The following is a 14,603-nucleotide window of genomic DNA, read 5'->3' on the forward strand; positions in this document are numbered from 1 at the left end:
CGTCAGCGGCCCACGGCACCGCCCTGGTACGCGGCGCCCTCGGTCGTCCCCTGGCCGCCGGCCGTCCCGGTGGCACCGGTCGTCCCGGCGGCGCCGGCCGCGGCGTCGCCGGCCTTCCAGCTCAGCGCGGGCCCGTCGTGCTCGCCGTCCGGGTAGACGGCGCCGCCGAGCCAGTGGACGAGCGAGTCGGCGAACCGGCGGGCGACGCGGGCGGCCTCCGGCACGTCGGCGACCGCGCGGACGTCCACCCACCACACCGGGGCCTTCACCCGTTCGGCGAACTCGGGGCCGAGCAGCCGTCCGATCTCGCTGTGCACCGACACCTGCACCGCGTCCTCGACGGTGACGAGCAGCCGCCCGTCCGGGCCGTGCAGCCGCATCGCGGCCGGTTGCCCGCCGCGCAGTTCCAGCGGCTCGCCCATCGCGATCAGACCGTCCGCGATGGCGTGCACGTCGGGGCGCCGCCGCACCAGGGCGACCAGGTCAGTGCTCATCGATCCGTCCGATCGTCGGCACCGTGCAGGGCAGGCGGAAACCGGGCCGCGCGCTGACGCGCCCGCCCGTCCGCAGTCGGCTGGAGTCGGACACCTGCCTCCCCTCTCCCGGGCAAGCCTACGAGACGCCTTGCACCGTCCGCACCGCCAGGGCGCGGACGGCCCGTCCACCCCAGCCTAGGAGCAGCGCGGCGTGCCCGGGCCACCGGCACGAAGATCGCACGTTGCCCGGTACTCCCAGAAAACCGGCACCACCTGCCGCTAGTCTGATCCGACCCCTTCGCGACACCCCCGGAGCGATCATGAACGGCCCAGCCTGGTCCGGCCAGCCGGGACCCCCTCCCGGCCCGCCCGGGCCCCCGCACGGCTTCCCGCCGGGCCCCCCGATGCCGCCGCCCCCGCCCCCGCGCGGCGGAGGCGGCCTGCTGATCCCGCTCCTGGTGTTCGGCGCGGTCGTGGTCGTCGCGATCGCCGCCATCGGCGCGTTCCTCGTGATCGAGAGCGGCGACGACGAGCGGGCCGTCACCGCCACGACCGTCCCGCCCGCGTCCCGGGCGCCGTCCACGCCGACGGACGCGCCGACGCGCGCGTCGTCCTCGGACCCCTTCAGCATCCTCGGCCCCACCCTCGAGACGGCCAAGGGCACCACGTTCACCCGGGCGGGCACCCGCACCCAGTCCTGCGTGGGCCGCGCCAACGCGCAGCTCCAGGCCGTCCTGCGCGACCACCCGTGCGCGGGCGCCATGAACTCCGCCGTCTACGCCGACCCCGCCAAGAAGATCATCACCGCGGTGTCGATCCTCCGGTTCGCGACGCCCGCGGACGCCGAGGCGGTCAAGGAGGCCACGACGTCCGACGGCTGGCCCGAGCTGCTGACCCCCGCCGAGGACAGCGGGCTCCCGCGCCCCCGGGCCGAGCCGGCCTACTGGACCCGCACCTGGGCGCTGGACGACCAGGTCGTCTACGCCCAGTCGTACTACGCCGACGGCCGCTCCCCCGGCGGCCGCGACGGCGACGTCTACGGGACCGCCGGCGAGCTCGGCGTCGAGGTCACCAACACCCTGCGCTTCGCCGACTGACGCCCGTCCCGGCGTCAGTGCGTCGGGACGCCCAGCGCCCGGCCGAACGCCTCGTACGCGACGCGCGACACCGCGCCCCGCGTGTCCTCGCCGATCTTGGCGATGTCCATCGCGGCGCCCGTCGCGATGTGCCGGTCGTAGGGGACGTGGATGACCGGGGTGCCCCACGCGGTCAGCATCTGCGACGCCCGCTCCAGGTCGGCCCCGACCTGCGGCGCGTGCGTCACCATCGCGATCACCGCGCGCGACAGCAGCTCCCGCTGCCCGCCGTGCCCCGCGAACCACTCCAGCGCCCCGCGCGCGCTCAGCGCGCCGTCCACCGTCCCCGGCGTCACCAGGACGACGCTGTGCGTGCGGCCCAGGATCCCCCGGTGCAGCTCGGTGAGGATCCCGGCGCTGCAGTCCATCACCGCCAGGGAGATGAACCGGCTGACCGCGCTGAACGCCGCCTCGAACGTCTCCAGCGTGAACTCGCCCGCGATCCGCCCGCCGCGCGTCGCCGGCAGCACCCACAGGCCGGACGGCGTCCGCGTCAGGTACTGCGCGGCCTCCTCGAACGTCCGCGGCTGCTTGCCCGCGATGTCGAACAGCGACAGCTCCGACCGCACCCCGAGCCGCAGCGGCAGCGACCCCAGCTCCGCGTCGGCGTCCATCGCCAGGACCCGGTCGGTGCGGTGCCGCGCCAGCTCCGTCGCCAGCAGCGCCGCCATCGTCGTCTTGCCCGCGCCGCCGCGCACGCTCACGACCGTCACCTGCCGGTAGCCCGGCACCGGACGCTGCAGGAACTCGGAGATCTCCTGCTGGTTCTTGACCGCCCCGGACCCGCCGACGACCTTCTTCACGCCGCGCCCCATCCGGCGCATGAACGCGTCGCCGTGCTGGTCCTTGCGGACGAACTCGTGCGCCATCGGCACCGCGCCGCCCGCGTGCTGCTGCTGCGGCGGCGCCGGGACCGGCGGCGGGCCCGAACCGGGCGGCGGCGTCCGGTCCTCCTCGGCGACGTCCTCCTCGGCACCGGGCGCCTGCGCCATCCCCGGCGCCTGCGCGGCCATGTGCCCGACCGGGGAGATCGCCGCCTCCCAGCTGAACTCGTCCTCGATGGGCGGCGGGGGCTGCTCCGGCTCGTGCAGCTGCGGCTCCGCGGCCTCCTGCTGCCCCGTGGCGTCCTGCGGCTGCGGCGCCGGGGCCGGCTGCTGCTGCGGCGGCGCGGTCGCCTCGGGGGCCGCCTGCGGCACGGGCGCCGGGGCGGCGGGCGCGTCCGGCTGCGGCACGGGTGCGGGCGCCGGGGGCGCGGGCATGGGCGGCGGCGGGACGGGCGCCTCGGCCTGCGGCTGCGGCTGCGGCGCGGGCGGCTCGGGAACCGGCTGCGGGACGGGCGCGGGCGCCGGCGCGTCCATCTGCGGGACGGGCGCGGGCGGCGCGGGCGCGTCGGCGGGCGGCTGCACGGTCGCGTCGGCCTGCGGCTGCGGCTGCGCGGGCGGCATGGGCGGTGCGGGCGCGTCGGCCTGCGGCTGGACGGGCTGCGGCCCGGAGTGCTGCGCGGGCGGAGCGGCCGGCGCGGCGTCCTGGGAACCGGTGTCGGCCCCCTCCGCCGACAGGGCCGGAAGCGGCGGAGCCTCCTTCAGAGCCGTGAAACCGCGCTGGGACACGCCGAGGTCGCGCAGTACGGAGTGCTGCCAGCTCGGATCCGACATCCGCCCCCCTCTCGTCGAAGGTCAAGCCTATGAGACCGCGGAGACACCGCGGGCCCGCGCCGAGCCCGTTTCGGAAGGGCTCGCACTCTTCCCTACCACAGGGCACCAGGTACATCGCGGCACCGTCACCCGTCCGGACGCCCACGTCGGCGGCGACGCCCGGCGGGCCGGGGAGGCCGTGGCGAACCGCCCGTCGTCCGGCCGCCGTCCCGCCCGACTCCCGGGGAACCCAGGGCTCGAACGGTCGGTTAGCATGCGGGACATGGCAGGCCCCGAGGCGGTTGAGGTGGGGGCTTTCGGTCACGCCGTCAGCCCCCTGCACCACTGAGTCCGTCCCGCCGCGCATGCGGCCGGACGAGTGCGCCCGTGGGCTGACCGCGGTGACGAGACGTCGTCTCGTACCTCTCCTCACCTCGGAGCCACTCGATGCCTCTTCCGCTCTACCTGCTCGCGTCGGCGGTCTTCGCCATGGGCACCTCGGAGTTCATGCTCGCCGGCCTGCTGCCGGACATCGCCGCCGACGTCGGCGTCTCCGTCGCCACCGCGGGCACCCTGACCTCGGCGTTCGCCGTCGGGATGGTCGCCGGCGCGCCGCTGATGGCCGCGCTCGCCCGCAACCGGCCCGGACGGACGAGCCTGCTCGCGTTCGTCCTCGTGTTCGCCGCGGCCCACGTCGCGGGCGCCGTCACCGCGAGCTTCACCGTCCTGCTCGCGACGCGGGTCGTCGCGGCGCTCGCGAACGCGGGCTTCCTGGCCGTCGCGATGACGACCGCCGCGGCGCTCGTCCCGTCCGACCGGAAGGGGCGCGCGGTCGCGGTGCTGCTGTCGGGGACGACGGCCGCGACGGTCGCCGGGGTGCCCGGGGGCGCGCTGCTCGGCGCGCTGCTGGGGTGGCGGGCCCCGTTCTGGGCGGTCGCCGCGCTCTGCCTCCCGGCGGCCGCCGGGATCCTGCGGGGGCTCCCGCGCCCCGCGCGCGAGAGCGCGGACGGGCCGCCCCTCAGGGCCGAGCTCGCGTGGCTGCGGCGGCCGCGGCTCGTCCTGGTCATGGGGCTCGGCGCGCTGGTGAACGCCGCGACGTTCGCGGGCTTCACGTTCCTCGGCCCGGTCGTGACGGGCACGGCGGGGCTCGGCGCGCTGTGGGTGCCGGTCGTGCTGGCGCTGTTCGGCGCGGGGTCGTTCGCCGGCGTGTCCGTCGCCGGACGGCTGTCGGACCGGCGCCCGGGCCTGGTGCCGGCGGTCGGCGGGCCGCTGCTGCTCGCGGGCTGGCCCGCGCTGGCCGTCCTCGCCGAGTACCCGGCGGCGCTGCTGGTCCTGGTGTTCGCGCAGGGCGCGCTGTCGTTCGCGGTGGGCGGCACGCTGATCGCGCGCGTCCTGTACGAGGCGGCGGGCGCGCCGACGATGGGCGGGGCCTACGCCACCGCGGCGCTCAACATCGGCGCCGTCGCCGGCCCCCTCGCGGCGGCGGCCGCACTCGGCGGCGGCTCCGGAAACCTGGGACCGCTGTGGACGAGCGGGGCACTGGTCGCGGTCGCCCTGCTCATCGCCCTCCCCACGCGGCACGTGCTCGCCCCCGCCCCGGCCGACGCGGACCGGGAACGCGAGCCCGCGTAGGGGGAGCCGGGCATCCACCGTTCGGTGGATGCCCGGCTCCGCCGAACACCCCGCCGCCGCGGACCGCGCGGGCGATCCGGCGGCGGGGTTCCGGAGGCGACGCTTGTGCCATGGCGATCATCGAGGTGGAGGGCCTCGTCAAGCGCTACGGCGATCACACCGCGGTCAACGGGGTGAGCTTCGCCGTCGAGCAGGGCGAGATCTTCGGGATTCTGGGTCCGAACGGGGCCGGCAAGACGACGACGGTGGAGTGCATCGAGGGGCTGCGGCGCCCGGACGGCGGGCGCATCGGCGTGTGCGGCCTCGACCCGCGGCGGGACGGCGGCGAGCTGCGGCAGCTCCTCGGCGCGCAGCTCCAGGAGAGCGAACTGCCCGACAAGCTGAAGGTCGGCGAGGCGATGGAGCTGTACGCCTCGTTCTACCGGGCGCCCGCCGACTGGCGGGCGCTGCTCGACACGCTCGACCTGACGGAGAAGCGGAACACGCAGTTCCGGCGGCTGTCGGGCGGGCAGAAGCAGCGGCTGTCGATCGCGCTCGCGCTGGTCGGGAGTCCGCGGGTGGCCGTCCTGGACGAGCTGACGACCGGCCTCGACCCGCAGGCCCGCCGCGACACGTGGGCGCTCATCGAGGACATCCGCGCCCGGGGCGTCACGATCCTGCTGGTCACGCACTTCATGGAGGAGGCGGAGCGGCTCTGCGACCGGCTGGCGGTGATCGACGCCGGACGGGTCGTGGCGGTGGACACCCCGGCGGGGCTCGTCTCCCGGGTCGACGACCGGCAGCGGCTCCGGTTCCGGCCGTCCGCGCCGCTGGACCACGCCGTGCTGGCCGCGCTGCCGGAGGTCGCGTCGGTCGAGCGGGCGGGCGGGCAGCTCGTCGTGACCGGCACGGGGGACCTGCTGCTCGCGGTGACGACCGTCCTCGCCCGCCACCGCGTGACGGCGGCGGACCTGCGGGTGGAGCAGGTCTCGCTGGACGACGCGTTCGTGGCCCTCACCGGCCGCCCCATCGACGCCTGAGGAGGCGACCATGACCGCACTGGCCCGGCTGACCGCCACCGAGATGAAACTGTTCTTCCGCGAACCGGTGGGCGTGTTCTTCACGCTCGCGTTCCCTCCGCTGCTGCTCGTCGTCCTCGGCCTGGTCCCGGACTTCCGCGAACCGCAGGAGCAGTTCGGAGGGCTGCGGACCATCGACCTGTACGCGCCGATCCTCGTCGCGATGGGCATCGCCATGCTCGCGATGAACGGCCTGCCGCAGCAGTTCGCGGTGAACCGCGAGAAGGGCGTCCTGCGGCGCATGCGGACGACACCGGTCCGGCCCGCGGTGATGCTCGGCGCGCAGCTGCTGGTGTCGCTGCTCATGTCGCTGGTGACGATGCTGCTCGTGCTGGCGATCGCCCGGACGGCGTTCGACGTGCGGCTGCCGGAGCGGCAGCCGGCCTACCTGGCGGCGTACCTGCTGTGCGCATCGGCGATGTTCGCGCTCGGGCTGCTCGTGGCGTCCCTGGTGCCGAACGGCAAGAGCGCCGGAGCGGCCGGGAGCGTCCTGTTCTTCCCGATCCTGTTCTTCGCCGGCCTGTGGCTGCCGCGCGACCAGATGAACGACGTCCTGCGGACGATCAGCGACTTCACGCCGCTGGGCGCCGGCGTGCAATCATTGCAGGACGCCGCCGCCGGCGACTGGCCGCAGCTCCTGCACGTGGCCGTCATGCTGGGGTGGACGGTCGCCGCCGGCGGGTTGGCCGCGCGGTACTTCCGCTGGGAGTAGGTCGTGAGCATCGAGGCCGAGCTGCGCGCGGAGTTCGACCGGGGGGAGCGCCGGGAGCTCGCGCTGTTCGGCGTCCTCCCGTACGCCCTGCTCGCGGCGAGCACCGCCATCACCCTGCTCCAGCAGGACGGGTACGCGCCGACGCTCGGCCTCACCGCCGCGGCCGCGGTGTGGATCTTCGTGTGGCAGCGGATCCTCCCGAAGCGGGACAGCGGGCCGCTGAGCGGCCTGTACTACACCGGGGTGATGGCGCTGGCCGCCGCGCTGGTGGTGCTCGCGCCCTGGTACGCGATCTTCACCTTCGCCGGGTACGTCCAGGCGGCCGTGTACCTGAAGGGCGGCTGGCAGTACGCCGGCGTCGCGGCCACCGCGCTGATCTCGTCGCTGGCGTACGCGGGCGGCCTGGACAGCATGCGGGACGACGGCTGGTGGGAATGGTCGGTCATCGCGCTGGTCACCCTGCTGCTGTCCGCGGCGTTCTTCCACTTCGCCGAGATGAACGACCGGCGCAACTCCAACCAGAAGCGGGCGCTCGCCGAACTGCACGAGGCCAACGCCCGGCTGGAGGCCGCGCTGGCGGAGAACGCGGGCCTGCACGCGCAGCTGCTCGTCCAAGCCCGGGAGGCGGGGATGCTGGACGAGCGGCAGCGGATGGCGCGGGAGATCCACGACACGCTCGCCCAGGGCCTCGCGGGCGTCCTCGCCCAGCTCCAGGCCGCCGAGGGCCTGCTGGACGACCCGGCCGCGCTGCGGCGGCACCTGGGGAGCGCGATGAACCTGACCCGGGACAGCCTCACCGAGGCCCGCCGGACCGTCCACGCGGTGGAACCGGCCGTCCTCGCCGAGGCCCGGCTCCCGGACGCGATCGGCGAGGTGGCGCGCCGGTGGGCGGAGGCGAACCGCGTCGACGCGGTGCTGACGACCACCGGCGACGCCCGCCCGATGCACGCGGACGTCGAGGTGGCGCTGCTGCGCACCGCGCAGGAGGCCCTCGCGAACGTGGCGAAGCACGCGAAGGCGGGCCGCGTCGGCCTGACCCTGTCGTACATGGAGGACCTGGTGACCCTCGACGTCCGGGACGACGGCGTCGGTTTCGACCCCGCCGCCGTCCGCCGCGCGCACCGGTCCGCCGACGGCGGGTTCGGGCTCGCCGGCATGCGGCAGCGGGTGCAGCGCCTCGCCGGGCGGCTCGACATCGAGTCCGAACCGGGCGGCGGGACCGCGGTCTCCGCGACCGTCCCGGCGCTCCCGGCGGGAGGCGCGGAGTGATCTCGCTGCTGATCGTCGACGACCACCCGGTGGTGCGGGACGGCCTGCGCGGCATGTTCGGCGCCGACGCGCGCTTCGAGGTCGTCGGGGAGGCCGCGGACGGCGCGGCGGCCATCGCGGCCGCCGAGCGGCTCCGCCCCGACGTGGTCCTCATGGACCTGCGCATGCCGGGGACCGACGGCGTCACCGCCATCAAGGAGCTCGCGGAGCGCGGTGTGCCGTCCCGCGTGCTGGTGCTGACCACGTACGACACGGACGGCGACGTCCTCCTCGCCATCGAGGCCGGGGCGACCGGCTACCTGCTGAAGGACGCGCCGCGCGAGGAGCTGTTCCGCGCGGTGGAGGCGGCGGCGCGCGGCGCGTCGGTGCTCTCCCCGACCGTCGCGACCCGGCTCATGGGCCGGATGCGGCGCCCTGCGGCGCAGCCCCTCTCCCAGCGCGAGCTGGACGTCCTCGAGCTGATCGCGCGCGGCTCGACGAACCGGGAGGCGGCGCGGCGGCTGTTCATCAGCGAGGCCACGGTCAAGACCCACCTCCTGCACGCGTACGCGAAGCTCGGCGTCAACGACCGCGCCGCCGCCGTGGCCGCCGCGATCTCCCGCGGCTACATCACCCCGGACCCCGACGACTGACCCGGCGCCGGAGGCGGCCCGTCAGGCGCCGGTCATGGGGCCTCCGAGCAGACCATCTGACACGGCGGGAGGGTCAAGGGCCCTACGCCGTTGTCGGGCCGCCCGCACGGATCTAGTGTCGTGTAATGCGCCGCACGTACCGGAGCTGGTCCTTCCGGGTCGTCGGTGCGGTGATCCTCGAACTGCTGGTGTTCCTGGTGGCCGGCGGCATCGACGCGTCCCCGCTGGACGACGCCCCGAGAAGCGTGCTCGTCCTGGTCGCGATGCTCGCGGGGCAGGTGCCGGTGGTCCGGGCCGCGGCCTGCAGGGTGGTGGTGACCGGCGAGGGCATCGAGCACCGCGCGTTCTTCCTGACCCGGCGGTACCGGTGGGCGGACGTCGCGGGCGTCGAGGTGGCCGCCGCCGGGCAGGCGCCGCTGCCCGCCGACTGCCCCGCCGTGCGGCTGCGGGGCCGGGCCCTGCCGGTGAAGCTCTACGCCCTCACCTGCTACACCCTGCCGGACGCCGACCGCGCCGCCGGGAAGGTTCTGCGGGCGGTGGAAGAGATCGAGCGCCTTCGGCCCGCCCCGCTCCGCGCGGACGGGGACGCCGGCGGCTGACCCACGTCCCTCAACCGGCGGTCAGGGTACGGGCGAGAAGGGCGAGCAGCCGGTCCCAGTGGCGCCGCAGCGCGGACGCGTCGAAGGCGTCGGTGTCGGACATGGTGAAGCCGTGGACGGTGCCGGGGTACAGCTCGATGTCATGGGCGACGCCCGCGGCGTCCAGGGCCTTGCCGAGTTCGGCGGCGGCCTCGGGCGACAGGTCGCCCTCGGCGAGGCCGAGGTGGACGTCGGCGGTGAGGTCGGCGAGCAGACGGTGCGGGCTGTCGGGGGCGTCGGTCACCAGCATGCCGGGGTGGAACCCGGCGATGGCTGCCACCCGGTCGGGGCGGGCGGCGGCGGTGCGCATCGCCAGGGCGGCGCCCATGCAGTAGCCGACCACGCCGACCGGCCCGTCCGCGACCTCCGGCCGGGACCCGAGGAAGCCGAGGTAGGCGTCGGCGTCGCGCAGGATCCGCTCGGTGGAGTGCTCCTTGATCAGCGGCCACACCCGGCCGATCACCTCCGACCGGACGTCCTCCCCGATGTGCGCGGGGAGGTCGACGACCGGTGCCGGGCCGTGCCGGTAGTAGAGGTTCGGGACGAGCACGCAGTACCCGTGCCCGGCCAGCTCGCGGGCCATCCCTTCCAGGACGGGCCGCAGGTTGAAGGCGTCCGGGTACAGCAGGACGCCCGGGTGCCGCCCGCCGTCGTCCGGGAAGGCGGCGAAGGCGTCGGCCCGGCCGTCCGGGGTGGGAATTTCCAAGGTCTCGGTGCGCATGCGCTCTCCTGTCGTGGCCGATGGGTCGAGCCTGCCATGCGCGCCGCCGGTCAGCCGGCGGACGTCGCGGGCGCCTCGCCGAAGCGCAGGAAGGTGTTGCGGAAGAGGAGGAGCGATGCGTCCTCGTCGTCCATGATTCGATCCAGCCTTTCGTTCGCCGGTGGTTCCTCGAACGTCCGATGCGGCTCAGACGAAGAAGTTGTCGTGGCGGAGGAAGAACTCCGCGCGCTCGTCCTCGGAGAGTCCCGCCAGTTCGGTGACGTTCTCGAAGTACTCCTCGCGGGGCGCGCCGGGCGCGAAGAGCATCAGCATCGACGCCGGTTCGCCGGACTCGTTGCGGAACGCGTGCAGCCCGCCGACGGGCACGTACAGGTGGTCGCCGGACGTGCCGTCGACCCAGCGCTCGCCGTCGAACAGCCGCACGGTGCCGGACAGGATGAAGAACGCCTCCGACATCGACCTGTGGAAGTGCGTGGCGGGGCCCCCGGCCTCAGGCCCCATGTCCACCCGGTACAGGCCGTACTCGCCGCCGGTGGACGCCTTGGTCGACAAATAGTGGTACGCGACACCGCCCCGCGACACGTGGTCGGGCGCCGCGCCCGCGGGCCGGAAAACGGCACTGACCTCGCCGTTCTCGCCGAAGTACCGGGGATCGGGGTAGGACATGACACTCCCTGGACGAGGACTCGTTCAACGATCGCTAAGGTAATCAGCCCTCGCATGAGTGTCCGCGCGTCGCTCGTCACCACCGGGGCGATCACCCTGCGGGTCGACCGCATAGCCGCCAGGGGCCCGGTCACCCGCGAACCCGACCCCGCCGACCGCGACCGCCTCGCGACCGTCCTCGCCGCACTCCTGGAGGCCCAGGGCGACACCACCGGCCGCAGCATGGCGGCGTGGGTGCGGGTGTGGGCGGGCGGCCACGGCTGCGACACGATGTGCGCCCGCTCGGCCGCCCCCCACCGCCCGTCCCGGTCGGCGGCCGTCCGAGCTGCGGCCATCTCGGCGGCGTAGACGGCCCGCACCGGCGCGGACATGGGGACACGGCGCGACATGGAAACCTCCCGATAGTTCACGAATGCACCACCTGCGCCCCTACCTGCGCCTGCTGCCCGCCCGCCAGCAGGTGACCGTCCCACCCGTCCCCCGCGCGCTGACGGCGTCCTCAGGGCCGGGGCGCGTCGGATCCGGGCGAGCGGCTCACCCATGCGAAGAAACCGATGACGAGAAGGGGCGCCAGGAGGAAGCTGACCCCGAAAGCAAGCATGGCGATATGGCGCCACCGGTACTCCGTGAGGGAACCGGTGGTGGCGGTCGTCCCCGGCGCCCGGGGATCGTAGAAGACGCGGACGGTTCCGCCGACTTCGGTGTCACCGGACGTCCGGAAGCGGTGGCCGGCGCCGTCGACGGTCGAGAACTCGACCTCGATCCTGCGGACGTCTGCCCGCCCCTGGCGTTCGGTCTCCGCTGCCACGACGGTCCCCGTGGCGTGCCGGCCGCGCTCCTCAAGCGCCGACGCGCCCTTCAACCCGTCCACCGCGTAGAACAGGGCGCCGAGGCCGATCAGGCAGAACACCCCGAAGACGATCGGGAGGGGCTGCCACCTCCACCACGCCGACGGCTCCTTCCGGTCACGATCACCAGGCGCGGAGAAGGGCATCGGCCAACTCAAGCAGCGGCAGCCGCACCGCACAAGTACGTCACCGCCCTGCCCCCGAACATCATTCGCGCTCAAGTCCTGGTGCGACCTGCGCGAGCTCTGTTGCTCATCGACCCGAGTCAGGGATGGGCGAGGGCGATCTGGCGTCGTTCGAAATCAACGTGAGCGATCCGGACGCGCACATCCCGCCCAGGGCGCCAATCGGCGCCGTCCTCGAACTTCAGCATTTCCGCCTCGGGAATCAACCCCTCGAACTCCCCGAAGATGCGGATGAACACGCCGATGGGAGCGCGAAAAGTAACCTCACCGACCGTGACACCGTCCACCCGCTCGCCCACTTCGAGCAGGGGGTCGGGAAGCAAGTGCTTCACACTGAGAGAAATGCGCTCCCTCTCCTGGTCGACGTCCAGGACCTTGACCCTCACACGCTCGCCGACAGACAGCACATCGGACGGGTGATCGAAGCGGCGCCAGGACAGGTTCGGCACCGTGATCACCCCTTCGACCGATCCGAGGTCCACCAGGACACCAAAATCCTCGACAGCGGTGACGCGGCCGACAACGACCGATCCGACTTCCGGCGCCTTCAAAGGCAAGCCCCCTCCGCCGTCCCGCCGCCCCTGACGGGACAGGTGAGACCGACCGAGCCCGAACGGTCAGAGCGCCGACCATTCAACATTGCCCAGGCTCACACGCGTACTCCTTTTGGGTCATCTATTAGCGGTCACAAGTCTTTGAGCGCCATGGAAAAGCTACGAAATTCCTCAGCACTCACAACGAGCTTCGGCCCGTCCGGGTCCTTGCTGTCACGTATCGCTATTTCCCGCAAAGAGGCGGCGATCTCAATACAATTCGAACCATCCTCCTTGCTTCGAACAGCCTTACGCCAGGTCACTTTACTCATATCCATCTTTCGTCAATCACCTTCCTGATGAACGTCCGCGTATCTCTCACATTCAACGCCTCCCCTTGCAGCATGACGAACGTCTCACTCACGAGCGCTATGTGCGCCGGGTCAGTTGTCGTCTCACCACCATAGGCATTGTCAGTGTAAACAACATGCCGCTGGTCGCTCTGCGTAGCGATGACGAAGGGGGTCCAAACGTTTCGTATGTAGCACATCGGAGCTATCTGCAAGCCGATTTTGCTCCTCCGGGACAACTCAATCAGATGCTCAAGCTGCCCTCTCATGACCTCCCTGCCGCCAACTTCACGGTAGAGCACACCTTCGTCCATCACGACCGATATCAAGGGTGCGGGAACTCGGTCAATTACCTCTTGACGTCGCAGTCGATTCTTAACCGCATCCTCGTCATCCAACAGGGCCCGTGCATAACTCTCCGTCTGGAACAGGCCGTAGACGATGCGTTCCTCGAACGCACGCAGCATGATCGCCGACTGTTCGGCCCTAGGGAAGTTGGCAAAGTACTCCGGATACTTAACGGACTTGATCGATTCTAGTAGCTCATCCCAGGCGTCGACGAGGGTCGTGCCCGACTTGAACGCCCGATCCAACCTGAGCACGAAGTCCCGACGGCATCGTGTGCGGCCACACTCGACCAGAGTGATGTAGCTACGCGTCACATTGACCACGTCCGCCACATCTTGCTGGCTCAGACCAGCCGCCTTCCGAAGGCGCCTCACCTCCGCGCCGAAGCTCAGAAACTCAGGCTTGATCTTGTTCTGCATCGACATGGTGCCCCCGCCCATGTTTGTGGCTGCGATAGCGCTTGTTAGCGAATTGGCAGTGCTGGTGCAGTCGCTAGGAATCGTACGCCGCCCCATGGCTTGATTGTGCTTGTTCAAGCACACAGGGTGACCTTGACCGGATCCGGCCAGCGGACCCGAAGCCAGGTCGGCCGCATCGCCACGCAAGGGGGATCTTCCAATGTCAGCTGGGGGTTTGGCGCCGGAGACGCCGACGCTCGTCCTCGCTCCGACCGACCGGGCACCCGCGCACGCGCGGCGCTTCCTTGTCGAGCAGTTCCGCACACTGGGCGTCACGGACGACTTCGTCGGACGACTTGTGGTTACGGAGCTGGTTACCAACGCCTACAAACACGTGGGTATCGGCCACATCGTCGTCCGCATCATCCCGGACGAGCGCAAGCACGCCGTGTGCGTGGAGGTGTGGGACGAGGGGGCCGGTCTCCCGATCGTCCGTCCGGAGAACCACGACGCGACGAGCGGACGGGGACTGCCGCTCATCATCGAACTCGTCCAGTCCTGGGGCGTCCGTCCCCTCTACGAGACCGGAAAGATCGTGTGGGTGCGGTGCGTGCTCTGACCGTCCGCAGCCATCCCCTCGTCCTGGGGTGGCGCACTCGGAGGGGACAGGCCACGGCCGTCCGGTACCTCGACGGCCTCGCCTCCGCCCTCCGCGCCAAGGGCTACACCTGCACCCTCCGGGCCCGGCCGCCGCTGCTCCGGGTGTCCGCGGGCGGCCACGTTCTCACCTCGCTCGGCGTCCACGCCGCCCCCAACGGGACCTGGACCTACCACGAAACCGGACGATACCGCCTCTGCCCCTGCGGCGACGCCGAAGCCGCCGCCGACCTCGTGGACCGCATCCTCAAGCACCGCATGTTCCCTGCGACTTGGTGAACCGCACGACCGTCCCTGGAGAAACCATGCCCACCAGCCCCGGCAACTCCTTCATCGAACTGGACGCCGACATCGACCAGGCCCTCGCCGACCTGCGCCGGACGTTCCCCGGCATCTGCATCTGGTACGGCGAGTTCTGCGGATCGCTCTGGGCCTTACTCCCCGATCGGCTGGTCGAGGCGAAGAACTCCCTCGGCCTCGCTCGTCAACTCCGCGCGGCCCTCGGCCCGCCGCGTCCCGTCGAGGAGCCGGGACACGGCCCCTCGCCCGTCCCCGTACCGCCGCGGAGAAGACGGGACGGCACCTGGAGCGCGTCGCACCGCCAGCCCGTCCGTCCGCCTCGAAGACGCGGACGCGCCCGGCTCCTCTCGCGGCTCGTCGCCGCGTTCGTGCCGCTCACCGGAAGCCGCGCCCGGTGAGCGGCACCAACG

Annotated in this window: 18 protein-coding genes and 1 pseudogene; 10 read left to right on the plus strand and 9 right to left on the minus strand. The window is 72.6% G+C overall.

Annotated elements, in window-relative coordinates; translation table 11 throughout:
* Positions 1-2: 2 nt before the first annotated feature.
* Entirely contained in the window at positions 3-494 is a 492-nt protein-coding gene (locus H505_RS44495) for a hypothetical protein (RefSeq protein ID WP_064743711.1), read from the minus strand.
* 302 nt (positions 495-796) lie between these two features.
* On the opposite strand from H505_RS44495, the gene H505_RS0126445 reads away from it, so the two are divergent.
* Positions 797-1,573: a hypothetical protein gene (locus H505_RS0126445; protein WP_157433136.1), complete on the plus strand. Its 777-nt coding sequence runs from the start codon at positions 797-799 to the stop codon at positions 1,571-1,573.
* 14 nt (positions 1,574-1,587) lie between these two features.
* On the opposite strand, the gene H505_RS0126450 is transcribed toward H505_RS0126445, so the two are convergent.
* Entirely contained in the window at positions 1,588-3,267 is a 1,680-nt protein-coding gene (locus tag H505_RS0126450) for a MinD/ParA family ATP-binding protein (protein ID WP_026404386.1), read from the minus strand.
* Between the two features lie 426 nt (positions 3,268-3,693).
* Between H505_RS0126450 and H505_RS0126455 the strand changes: the two genes are divergently transcribed.
* The 6 genes from H505_RS0126455 to H505_RS0126480 all read left to right on the plus strand — a co-directional run bounded on the left by H505_RS0126455 (position 3,694) and on the right by H505_RS0126480 (position 9,148).
* Positions 3,694-4,878: a Cmx/CmrA family chloramphenicol efflux MFS transporter gene (locus tag H505_RS0126455; protein ID WP_026404387.1), complete on the plus strand. Its 1,185-nt coding sequence runs from the start codon at positions 3,694-3,696 to the stop codon at positions 4,876-4,878.
* Between the two features lie 110 nt (positions 4,879-4,988).
* The gene (locus tag H505_RS0126460) at positions 4,989-5,897 is read left to right on the plus strand and encodes an ABC transporter ATP-binding protein (protein WP_026404388.1); all 909 of its coding nucleotides are present in this window, start codon (positions 4,989-4,991) and stop codon (positions 5,895-5,897) included.
* 10 nt (positions 5,898-5,907) lie between these two features.
* Positions 5,908-6,648 carry an ABC transporter permease gene (locus tag H505_RS0126465; RefSeq protein ID WP_026404389.1) on the plus strand — a complete coding sequence of 247 codons (741 nt, stop codon included), beginning with the start codon at positions 5,908-5,910 and terminating at the stop codon, positions 6,646-6,648.
* Positions 6,649-6,651: 3 nt separating this feature from the next.
* Positions 6,652-7,917 carry a sensor histidine kinase gene (locus H505_RS0126470; RefSeq protein WP_026404390.1) on the plus strand — a complete coding sequence of 422 codons (1,266 nt, stop codon included), beginning with the start codon at positions 6,652-6,654 and terminating at the stop codon, positions 7,915-7,917.
* Positions 7,914-8,549, plus strand: coding sequence for a response regulator (locus tag H505_RS0126475; protein WP_026404391.1), 636 nt, complete (start codon positions 7,914-7,916; stop codon positions 8,547-8,549). The genes H505_RS0126470 and H505_RS0126475 overlap by 4 nt, the downstream gene beginning before the upstream one ends.
* Positions 8,550-8,674: 125 nt before the next feature.
* Positions 8,675-9,148, plus strand: a complete 474-nt coding sequence (locus H505_RS0126480) for a PH domain-containing protein (protein ID WP_026404392.1) — start codon at positions 8,675-8,677, stop codon at positions 9,146-9,148.
* A gap of 10 nt (positions 9,149-9,158) precedes the next feature.
* Here H505_RS0126480 and H505_RS0126485 read toward each other — a convergent pair whose 3' ends face one another.
* Together H505_RS0126485 and H505_RS0126495 are read right to left on the minus strand one after the other, a co-directional pair.
* Positions 9,159-9,908 (minus strand): dienelactone hydrolase family protein, encoded by a 750-nt coding sequence (locus tag H505_RS0126485; RefSeq protein WP_026404393.1) that lies wholly within the window; start codon positions 9,906-9,908, stop codon positions 9,159-9,161.
* 186 nt (positions 9,909-10,094) lie between these two features.
* Positions 10,095-10,574, minus strand: coding sequence for a cupin domain-containing protein (locus tag H505_RS0126495; protein WP_026404394.1), 480 nt, complete (start codon positions 10,572-10,574; stop codon positions 10,095-10,097).
* Positions 10,575-10,628: 54 nt separating this feature from the next.
* On the opposite strand from H505_RS0126495, the gene H505_RS52640 reads away from it, so the two are divergent.
* On the plus strand, positions 10,629-10,922 hold the full coding sequence (locus H505_RS52640; protein ID WP_026404395.1) for a hypothetical protein: 294 nt from the start codon (positions 10,629-10,631) through the stop codon (positions 10,920-10,922).
* On the opposite strand, the pseudogene H505_RS52645 reads toward H505_RS52640, so the two are convergent.
* The 5 genes and pseudogenes from H505_RS52645 to H505_RS0126515 form a co-directional block, all read right to left on the minus strand.
* A pseudogene (locus tag H505_RS52645) lies at positions 10,850-11,116 on the minus strand (hypothetical protein); the annotation flags it as partial. The gene H505_RS52640 and the pseudogene H505_RS52645 sit on opposite strands and share 73 nt — an antisense overlap.
* Positions 11,074-11,484, minus strand: a complete 411-nt coding sequence (locus H505_RS0126505; RefSeq protein WP_169528863.1) for a DUF3592 domain-containing protein — start codon at positions 11,482-11,484, stop codon at positions 11,074-11,076. The pseudogene H505_RS52645 and the gene H505_RS0126505, both read right to left, overlap by 43 nt.
* 203 nt (positions 11,485-11,687) lie before the next feature.
* Entirely contained in the window at positions 11,688-12,164 is a 477-nt protein-coding gene (locus H505_RS44500; protein ID WP_169528864.1) for a S1 RNA-binding domain-containing protein, read from the minus strand.
* A gap of 128 nt (positions 12,165-12,292) precedes the next feature.
* Complete coding sequence (locus tag H505_RS49295) at positions 12,293-12,478, minus strand: DUF397 domain-containing protein (RefSeq protein WP_084550850.1); 186 nt, start codon at positions 12,476-12,478, stop codon at positions 12,293-12,295.
* The gene (locus tag H505_RS0126515) at positions 12,469-13,263 is read right to left on the minus strand and encodes a helix-turn-helix domain-containing protein (RefSeq protein WP_211238570.1); all 795 of its coding nucleotides are present in this window, start codon (positions 13,261-13,263) and stop codon (positions 12,469-12,471) included. The genes H505_RS49295 and H505_RS0126515 overlap by 10 nt, the downstream gene beginning before the upstream one ends.
* A 193-nt stretch (positions 13,264-13,456) precedes the next feature.
* Here H505_RS0126515 and H505_RS0126520 point away from each other — a divergent pair, with 193 nt between their 5' ends.
* Both H505_RS0126520 and H505_RS50090 read left to right on the plus strand, forming a co-directional pair.
* Positions 13,457-13,855, plus strand: a complete 399-nt coding sequence (locus tag H505_RS0126520) for an ATP-binding protein (RefSeq protein WP_026404398.1) — start codon at positions 13,457-13,459, stop codon at positions 13,853-13,855.
* A 343-nt stretch (positions 13,856-14,198) separates the two neighbouring features.
* Positions 14,199-14,591, plus strand: coding sequence for a hypothetical protein (locus H505_RS50090; RefSeq protein WP_157433138.1), 393 nt, complete (start codon positions 14,199-14,201; stop codon positions 14,589-14,591).
* Positions 14,592-14,603: the final 12 nt, after the last annotated feature.

The sequence above is a fragment of the Actinomadura rifamycini DSM 43936 genome, from assembly GCF_000425065.1.
Lineage (GTDB): Bacteria > Actinomycetota > Actinomycetes > Streptosporangiales > Streptosporangiaceae > Spirillospora > Spirillospora rifamycini.

Excerpts from the sequence above, each read along its gene's own strand:
- H505_RS0126465 (WP_026404389.1), top strand. The coding sequence starts at position 5,908 with ATGACCGCACTGGCCCGGCTGACCGCCACCGAGATGAAACTGTTCTTC.
- H505_RS0126520 (WP_026404398.1), top strand. The coding sequence starts at position 13,457 with ATGTCAGCTGGGGGTTTGGCGCCGGAGACGCCGACGCTCGTCCTCGCT.
- H505_RS0126460 (WP_026404388.1), top strand. The coding sequence starts at position 4,989 with ATGGCGATCATCGAGGTGGAGGGCCTCGTCAAGCGCTACGGCGATCAC.
- H505_RS49295 (WP_084550850.1), bottom strand. The coding sequence starts at position 12,478 with ATGGATATGAGTAAAGTGACCTGGCGTAAGGCTGTTCGAAGCAAGGAG.
- H505_RS0126480 (WP_026404392.1), top strand. The coding sequence starts at position 8,675 with ATGCGCCGCACGTACCGGAGCTGGTCCTTCCGGGTCGTCGGTGCGGTG.
- H505_RS50090 (WP_157433138.1), top strand. The coding sequence starts at position 14,199 with ATGCCCACCAGCCCCGGCAACTCCTTCATCGAACTGGACGCCGACATC.
- H505_RS44495 (WP_064743711.1), bottom strand. The coding sequence starts at position 494 with ATGAGCACTGACCTGGTCGCCCTGGTGCGGCGGCGCCCCGACGTGCAC.
- H505_RS0126485 (WP_026404393.1), bottom strand. The coding sequence starts at position 9,908 with ATGCGCACCGAGACCTTGGAAATTCCCACCCCGGACGGCCGGGCCGAC.
- H505_RS0126445 (WP_157433136.1), top strand. The coding sequence starts at position 797 with ATGAACGGCCCAGCCTGGTCCGGCCAGCCGGGACCCCCTCCCGGCCCG.
- H505_RS0126515 (WP_211238570.1), bottom strand. The coding sequence starts at position 13,263 with ATGTCGATGCAGAACAAGATCAAGCCTGAGTTTCTGAGCTTCGGCGCG.
- H505_RS0126455 (WP_026404387.1), top strand. The coding sequence starts at position 3,694 with ATGCCTCTTCCGCTCTACCTGCTCGCGTCGGCGGTCTTCGCCATGGGC.
- H505_RS0126495 (WP_026404394.1), bottom strand. The coding sequence starts at position 10,574 with ATGTCCTACCCCGATCCCCGGTACTTCGGCGAGAACGGCGAGGTCAGT.
- H505_RS0126450 (WP_026404386.1), bottom strand. The coding sequence starts at position 3,267 with ATGTCGGATCCGAGCTGGCAGCACTCCGTACTGCGCGACCTCGGCGTG.
- H505_RS52640 (WP_026404395.1), top strand. The coding sequence starts at position 10,629 with ATGAGTGTCCGCGCGTCGCTCGTCACCACCGGGGCGATCACCCTGCGG.